The organism is Lactobacillus porci, assembly GCF_009695985.1.
GTDB classification, from domain to species: Bacteria; Bacillota; Bacilli; order Lactobacillales; family Lactobacillaceae; genus Lactobacillus; species Lactobacillus absianus.
This window is the reverse complement of record NZ_VUMX01000044.1, coordinates 1-8,082: the sequence shown is the minus strand read 5'-3', so window position 1 is coordinate 8,082 and position 8,082 is coordinate 1. Positions and strand designations below refer to the sequence as shown.

Sequence of the window (8,082 nt, the reverse complement as noted above, 5' to 3'; positions counted from 1 at the left end):
ATTTCTCGCCTTCCGAAGTACATGCAAGAGGCTATATCGCCATCACTAGCAGCTTAATTGAATATTTACTGGCTAAACTATTGAGTTTTCAAGGCTTCATAGTTTTTTTGATGTGGGAAGTTTAAGTTGATAATCTAAAGCGTCTCAAGCGCGCATTGCTACAAAAGATGTTCATCTAGCCTAAAATCTCCCTAGCAAGATATTTGCTAAGGAGATTTTTATGCGTAAAAAAGAAATTTTATTATATGATTATTTTGCCCAATGGATTGAAGTTTACAAAGAAGGTGCAGTTCGCGAACGAACACTTGATAAATACTGGCTTTCTTATCGTCATTTAAAAGAAATTGCACCAGAATTGAAACTGGTTGATACCACCAGGCTCAATTATCAGCAAATCTTAAACACTTTCGCTAAAACTCATGAAAGGGCGACAGTTATGGATTTTCATCATCAGTTAAAGGCGATGTTGCTAGATGCATACGACGAAGGCTATATCAAGCGAGATCCAACACGGAAAATTGTCGTAAAAGGAAAAGATCCCTCAGAGAAAAAAGCAAAGTACTTAAATGAATTTGAGCTGAAGCTACTGTTGCGTCATCTAGATTTATCTACTTTTCCAAATTTCGATTGGATGATCCTTCTGATCGCAAAGACGGGCTTGCGATTTAGCGAAGCTTTAGGCCTTACAAAAGAAGATATAGATATAGAGCAACAAGCAATTAATGTTGACAAAACGTGGGACTACAAGAGTTATAGAGGCGGTTTTAAGCCGACCAAGAATGCTTCATCTGTTAGAAAGGTTTCAATTGACTGGAAGCTAGCAATGCAGCTGAATCAAGTCGTACAAGATTTTCCAAACAACGAGCCAATATTTGCACAACATAGAGTTTTTAACTCAACAGTTAACAATTTGCTGAAGAGTCATTGTGAAGAGTTAAATATTCCAGTTATTTCAGTCCATGGTTTGCGGCATACACACGCATCCCTGCTGTTGTTTGCTGGAGTGTCTATCGCTAGTGTGGCTAAACGATTAGGCCATGCTGATATGACAACGACACAACAAACATACTTACACATCATTCAAGAGTTAGAAAATAAAGATAATACTAAAATAATGCAGCATCTGGCTACATTATAAGCAAAAGGATAGCGACGTTAAGTCACTATCCTTTTAAACTAAATGAACATTTTTTGAAGCAATGCTTTCTTCATACTTCTTAATAATTTTAATTTGCGATCATGTAAAGTGATGGTGCGATCCAACTCTGATAATACATTTCCAATTTTTTCTTGTTCAAGTACTTGTGGAATGTAGTATTTGATTTTTAAAAAATCAGATTCATGAATGCGCCATTGCCCATATACAACCCCTTGCCTAAATCGAATCATTTCATAAATAAACCGATGAGTTGTTGCTAATCCAGCAATAAAATCAGAATTCCCATTAACCATAAAAACGCTGTAAACTGGAGAAATGGTTGCATTTCCAAATTTATTTAATCCAATTGAACCGGTTTCTAAATTATTAGAGCTATAAATGAAATCATTAAGTTCTGTACGCTTATATTTCTTATCATCGCTTTTTACTAAGAAACTCCTGTCTTACTTGGCTTTTGGAACAACCCCCTTATGAGCTATAAATGAACAGAGTGGATAGTTTTCATCTGCAACTGTCTTTTGGTTGCGCTCTACAAACACATCCCCCAACTTACGTTGCTCCCATTAAATGATTAGCTTAACTTTGCTAGTCTTTGTAGAAGTGAAATCTGATATAATTTAAGAGGCAAGTTTTAAGGGCGGTGACTATCTGAATCCTGGAGGTGGTTCCATGGAGAATTATTGTAAAGGGAAGGTAGTCATGAGCGTATACGAAGCGCTGAGCTTGATGCTCACTTTTGGAATGTTCGTTATTGCTTTGTTGACTTATGTTGACAAGCACGGCAAGTAAAAAAGTCGTCCCTCTTAACTTTGCGCAGTTAGGGACGACTAATTTGTTCTGATACTGTCACCGCCTTTGAAGCGGGCCATCTGTGAGAGAGTCTTGCGCCAACAAGACTCTCTTTTCTTTTACTATTATAGCATATTTGGCTCAGATAAACATTTTTTGAAGTAAAGATTGTTTTATCATTTTCAGCAAATATAGTGCTCTATCATGTACATTAATGACTGAATCTAGTTTTGAGAGCAATTGACCAATTTTTTTCTGCTCATCTAAGGTGGGAAGTACTTCTTTTATCTCAGAAAATTTATCATAGTAGAAATATGATCGAACACTACCCTCTTGAAGACGATATATCCACCGGTCAAAATTGTTGCTTTTAATCCAATACCACATATACTTTGAATCAAATTCCTCACGTAGTGTAAACACTTCATATAGTGAACTGACGAGAATATCCTTATCGCCATTATAATATCCAATTGATCCAACGTTAATTCTTGCTGGATTATATGCAAATGAATTTGGCTTAACAATTATTGAATTTGTTTTATCCGAATTTAATGCATACCCACCATTTTCGAATTGCAGTTCTTGAGGAACGAATCCATTTGAATTAGATACAGAGAAGCTTTTTAATATTCGTCCTTGCTTATTTCGGATTTTATATTTTTTGGTTATCTCTCCAAATTTTGCTTGCTCCCATTCGTCACTAAAGCCTTCAAACCGAACAGCCGGATACCCGCTCTTGTCAGCAAACATCTTCTGCAATAAAGCGCTTTTAAGGCGCTCAAGTTGGCGTTTCTTTTCCTCATGTAAAGTGATAGTTTTGTCGAGCTTGGAAAAAATCTGAGCAATTTGGGACTGTTCTGATAAAGAAGGAATATTTACAACAAGATTCATAACTATTTTTGCTGATAAATTTCCTTGTCCCCCTTGAAGATATGTTCTAGTAATTTGTTCTTTTTCCTTTTGAAGCCATGTCATTAAGAAATAATTCTCATATCCATCAATCGGTTTAATAGCTAAAATTGCTTGATTAATTGCTCCATTGATCTTAGAAAGACTGACTTCGCCACTGGTAGCGCCATATAAGGCATAAAGAATATCTCCCTTAGAAACTAACTTGGCTGATGAATTATTAAGGCCAACTTTGCTAATTGTTAATTCAGTTGATTTAGATGCGATTTCTCCAGAGCGTATAAAAGGAATTTGGCCATCATAATATTCATGTACTCCTACTTTTGGCGTCCCACCAGAATAAGATCTGGAAGTTTTTGATAACTTTACTTGCTCCCAATCGTCAGTAAAGCCTTTAAACCGTAGTTTAGGAGCCTTTTTTTCGTCTTTCATTAGCGAATTTCCTCCTCAAAATCTTCAATGATACTCTGCAATCCTGCCATAATATCATCATCACTTGAAGTCAATTCCTTAAGCATCCCTACCAATTCTTTCTCGTTTTCATTGATCTGCTGATCAATATCTCGCAGCTCTTTAGCTACATCTCGCAAGTCAATTTCGGGTTCAGGTTCAAAAGTATCAACGTAACGAGGAATATTCAAGTTGAAGTCATTTTCTTTGATCTCGTCAAAGCTTGCCAGGTGAGCATACTTCTCGACATCATCAGGCCGTTCTTCGTAGGTCTTCAAGATCTTATCAATGTCTTCTTGCCGTAGTTTATTCTGAGTCTTAACCTTCTCGAAATCTTTAGATGCGTCAATAAACAGTACGCTCCGGTCTTGCTTGTCCTTTTTAAGAACGACAATAGTGGTCGGAATACCAGTTGAGTAGAACAAGTTTGCAGGAAGTCCGATTACTGCATCGATTGCGCCTTCTTCAAGTAACTTTTTTCGAATCTTGCCTTCAGCAGCGCCACGGAAAAGAATCCCGTGTGGCAAAACAATGGCCATCGCACCACTGTGCTTCAAGTGATAGAACCCGTGAAGCAAGAAAGCATAGTCCGCTTTAGATTTTGGTGGCAAAACGCCATACTTAGCAAAACGTGGATCATCCAGAAAGCCCTTGTCCGCACTCCACTTAAGTGAATATGGTGGGTTCATGACTACAGAGTCAAAGTTTGTTTCTTCTTCTGCAGGCCAGTCTTCATCAAGCGTGTCACCATTTCTCAGCTTTTGGTTAGCCAAATCAACATGGTGCAAGATCATGTTCATTCTCGCCAAATTGAAAGTTGACGTATTAATTTCCTGCCCATAGTAAGTGATTCTCGATGAGTTTGGAACGTACTTTCTAAAGTTCAACAGCAAAGAGCCTGACCCCATGGCTGGGTCGTATACAGTCATCCCCTTGGAGTAATCCTTGCCCACCAAAGTTAATCGTGCCAAAAGTTCAGAAACTTCTTGTGGAGTATAGAATTCACCGGCCTTCTTACCTGATTCTGAAGCAAATTGACTGATCAAGTATTCGTAGGCATCCCCCAAGGTATCACCAGGAGTCTTAACCAGTTCTAATTTGCCGATCGCCTTAATCACTCCGGCAATCGTGTCAGTTTGCTTCTGCAAGTTTTGTCCCAGCCGCTTTGAATACAAGTCATAGTCGTCAAACAAGCCTTCAAAACTGCTGCCTTGACTTTCCAGCTTGTTAAAGGCATCCCCTAACTGATTGAGTTGGAAACTGCCATCGTTGGCATTATCTAAGATCTTGGTGTATGTGTACTCCGGTTCGATCAAGTAGCCAAGCTCATCCTTGACTTCTTCCAAGAGGTCTTCTTCTTCAAGATTTTCCTCATAGATTTTCTGAGCTTCGTCTAAAGTAACGTCATCTTCACCTGCGTCTTCTGCCAACTTGTAAAGCTGTTGGTCTGAAAGATACTTATAGAAAACAGTCCCCAAAAGATAGTTCTTATACTCATTGGCGTCCATCTTTGAACGCAAGACGTCTGCAGCCGCAAATAAGCCACTCTGCAAGCTAACTGTTGAATTTTCTTCTGCCATATTCTTTTTCCTTCTATGCTTCTCTGTTAATCAACGGGCCAATCTTATCGACATAGTATTGCTTGGCCTGTTCCCGCACTTCACTCTTCCAGCGGTACGGCTTATTTAAATCTGAATCCGGATTGTCATTTAAGTAGTCGACAAAACGTTCCTTGTCCAAAAGGTCGTTCATCCCCTTTTGCTTGTTTCCCTTCAGATTAGGATCGTAGTTTGCCATCACGTAGCGGAATTGGTCGTAATCAACCTTGTACTTATCAGCAAACTCACGCATGATTGATTGTAATTCTTGGTCAATCAGGGACTCCAGCAATTCATCGACTTGCTTACCAGCGTATTCAGCTGGATTCTGCAAAATCTGTTGCCAAAGCTTACGCATGATTTCTGCCAAAAGTTCGTTTGTCTTCGCCAGTTCATCAATGTAACCATCGATTTCCTTGATAGTTTCTGGCGAGATTTCATTGCCACTGGCTTTTTCTTGATCGTCAGAACTTTCTGGCAAGAAAGCCTGAATCAAATTCATGATATAGCGCTCATCGATTTCCTTCTGTCCGAAAGATTCAAGTTCGTATTCATCATCGATGTCGTCATTCTGATCGGGATCATCATCCGTCTCTTTCCGAAGCTCATCCAGGATGTCCTCGTAAACTCCGCGCATCGCTTCCCAATCGTCCGGTGTTATATCGCTAACACCTAATTGCATCAAACCTTCTTCAGTATCAAGCTCATCATAGGTCTTGATTGCAGCTAAAGCCTTGTCAAATTCTTGGAAAGCCTTAACAAATTTTTTCTTATCTTGCTTGGGAGCATCATAAATTGAAGGTCCGTCTGCATCGAAGCTATACATGTCAATTTTTGAACGGGCTGATACGTAATTTTGCTTTGATTCTTCCCAGCTTGGGGCGACCGCGTACTTTTCACCTCCATTAGAATACAAGACGATTGCTTCATCAATTTTTTGACTAAAGGTCTTCGGATATTGGTAGGTTACAATTTGCCCCCAAGTCTTATCCTTGTCAAAAATCCGGTTTGTTCTTGAAAAAGCCTGAATCATATCCTGCGGGCTCATTGGCGGCCGGTCAATGTACAAAGTCGACAAACTTGGTGAGTCAAAGCCAGTCAATAAACGGTTAACGACTATAACTAAGTCTAAACGTTGGCTGTCAGCCTGATATTGAGCTTTCTTGCGAGCCAGCCGGGCATTGACGTTTTGGTTGTACTGATCCAGCTCAGACATTGAGAAGTTTGTGCCATAAACAGCGTTGTAGTCAGCAAGCGATTGCTTCATCTCATTTTGCACTGATTCTGAATCGTCTTCGTTTTCACTAACTGAGTAAGTAATAGCGATCTTTGGGAAGTCTGGTGCCACTTTCTTGATTCGCTCCGGAATCTTGAATTCCTCGTCTTCCCCATCGATGATTTTTTTGAAGATATGGTAGTACTTCTGGGCTTGCTCAATTGACGAAGTCGTCAAAATAGCTGAGTATTTCTTGCCAGAAATAAGTCCCTGCTTGCGGTATGCCGCCTTAATTACTGCTGTCGCAACTGAATGCATATGGGCCTTGGACCGGTAAATCTGGTCCATTTTCTTGGTGTCTTCTTCGTTACCTGTTTCATTGCTGCCACCTTGATTGTCAATTGAGAAGCCTAAGACCATCTTGTCTCTGATTGCATCCCCGATCGTATACTTGTGCAGAACCGGTCCATATAATTCTTCAGTCGTCCGCGCATCTTGCCCATTCTTAGCCCGGGCATTCTCGTTAAAAATCGGAGTGCCAGTAAAGCCGTACCACAGCGGCTTGCGGTTAAAGAATTTATCAATCTCCCGCTTTTGGCTAGGCGTAATCGTTCTGTGACATTCATCGACGATGAAGGCTAGCCGCATATTCTTTAAATTCTCATACCGTTTAGGCAACTGATCCAATTCATCAATCCGCTTAAACATGTTTTGCATCTTCTGGCGGGTAGTAACTACTACAGTTCGGTCACCATCAGTCAACTGGTCAGCTAGGTCATAACTATTATTTGTTTCGTTTACGCTAATGGTGTCGTTGTTTGCGTAAATCTTAAATGCTGTCGTGGTCTGTGTGTCCAGATCTTTACGGTCAATCAAGAAGATAGACTTATCAATTGACGGAATTTGCAACAAGTTGCGGGCAACCTTATACGAAGTCAAAGTCTTGCCTGATCCGGTCGTATGCCAAATATAGCCAGATCTGCTCTCTCTTGAGGCTTTAAAAATTGCTTGAATCGCATGTATCTGGTAAGGACGAAGCAAGATGACGCTCTTGTTTTCGCTGTCCAACACCACGTAGTCAGCGATCATATGGTGAGCAGCGGGAATTGACAAAACCTCTTCTGCAAAGCTCAGATAATCATCTACCCGCTTATTGTTCTCATCAACCCAAGCAGTCAAAAACTTAGCATTCAAGTTTTGCCCAGCAGATATATATCTTGTTTGCTTACCATTAGTTACTACAAACATTTCAACAAAGCTGTAAATGTCAGTAAATTGCCCTTCATCGATATACTTTTGAATTTGATTAAAGGCCTTCTTGTAAGGTACCCCTGGTGCTTTGAGCTCAATGTGTATTACCGGCAGACCATTGATCAAGAGACTCACGTCAAATCGGCGGTCTCGATCAAGCGCGGTCTTTTTTTGAAGCTGAACCTGGTGAACAACCTCATATACAGAGTTCCCTCCAGCAATATTAGTATTGTCTAAAATCAACAAGTCGGCGTCTGGAAGCGAAGAATCTTCTCTCCTCAAGTGGTAGCGAACCTGCCGGTTGGCGCCAACCATAAATTCTGTTGCCCGATAGAAAGTCGGTTTAACAATTGCCGTTCTTACAGTCATTTTTTCGTTAGGAGTCAGTGGGTGGTCGTTTAACTGATCCTTGTTGTTTGATTCCAAGATACAGAAAAAGTTGTCCCACAGCTGATCTACAGTCCGTAAATCATCACGGAACTTCCACTGATGAACACCCTGTGTCAACTGGACAATGAGGCTATCTTCCAGTTGTGATTCTAAAGTCATAGCTTTCCTCTCCCCTAAACAGCAACTCACTGTAAGCGCCCAATATCGCGGTATATTAAAATCCCATCCTAGCAATGCTAAGATGGGATTAATCAGTTTATGGGACTTCACTTACAGTGTAGCTGAACATTCTCAGCCCATGGTAAATAGGCTTCCAG

Annotated in this window: 5 protein-coding genes and 1 pseudogene; 2 read left to right on the top strand and 4 right to left on the bottom strand. The window is 40.2% G+C overall.

Features of this window, described 5'->3' with window-relative positions:
* Positions 1-220 precede the first annotated feature (220 nt).
* Positions 221-1,138, top strand: a complete 918-nt coding sequence (locus tag FYJ62_RS09840; RefSeq protein ID WP_154549508.1) for a site-specific integrase — start codon at positions 221-223, stop codon at positions 1,136-1,138.
* Between the two features lie 38 nt (positions 1,139-1,176).
* On the opposite strand, the pseudogene FYJ62_RS09835 reads toward FYJ62_RS09840, so the two are convergent.
* Positions 1,177-1,548: pseudogene (locus FYJ62_RS09835) on the bottom strand (restriction endonuclease subunit S); the annotation flags it as partial.
* A 310-nt stretch (positions 1,549-1,858) separates the two neighbouring features.
* Between FYJ62_RS09835 and FYJ62_RS09830 the strand changes: the two are divergent.
* Positions 1,859-1,948, top strand: coding sequence for a putative holin-like toxin (locus FYJ62_RS09830; RefSeq protein ID WP_154549506.1), 90 nt, complete (start codon positions 1,859-1,861; stop codon positions 1,946-1,948).
* A gap of 141 nt (positions 1,949-2,089) precedes the next feature.
* Here the strand turns inward: FYJ62_RS09830 and FYJ62_RS09825 are convergent, their stop codons facing one another.
* The 3 genes from FYJ62_RS09825 to FYJ62_RS09815 are packed head-to-tail and all read right to left on the bottom strand — an operon-like array spanning position 2,090 to position 7,924.
* On the bottom strand, positions 2,090-3,292 hold the full coding sequence (locus tag FYJ62_RS09825) for a restriction endonuclease subunit S (protein WP_154549505.1): 1,203 nt from the start codon (positions 3,290-3,292) through the stop codon (positions 2,090-2,092).
* On the bottom strand, positions 3,292-4,890 hold the full coding sequence (locus FYJ62_RS09820; protein WP_154549504.1) for a type I restriction-modification system subunit M: 1,599 nt from the start codon (positions 4,888-4,890) through the stop codon (positions 3,292-3,294). The genes FYJ62_RS09825 and FYJ62_RS09820 overlap by 1 nt, the downstream gene beginning before the upstream one ends.
* Positions 4,891-4,903: 13 nt before the next feature.
* A complete protein-coding gene (locus FYJ62_RS09815) occupies positions 4,904-7,924 on the bottom strand; it encodes a type I restriction endonuclease subunit R, EcoR124 family (protein WP_154549503.1) in 3,021 nt (1,006 codons plus the stop codon).
* Positions 7,925-8,082 lie beyond the last annotated feature (158 nt).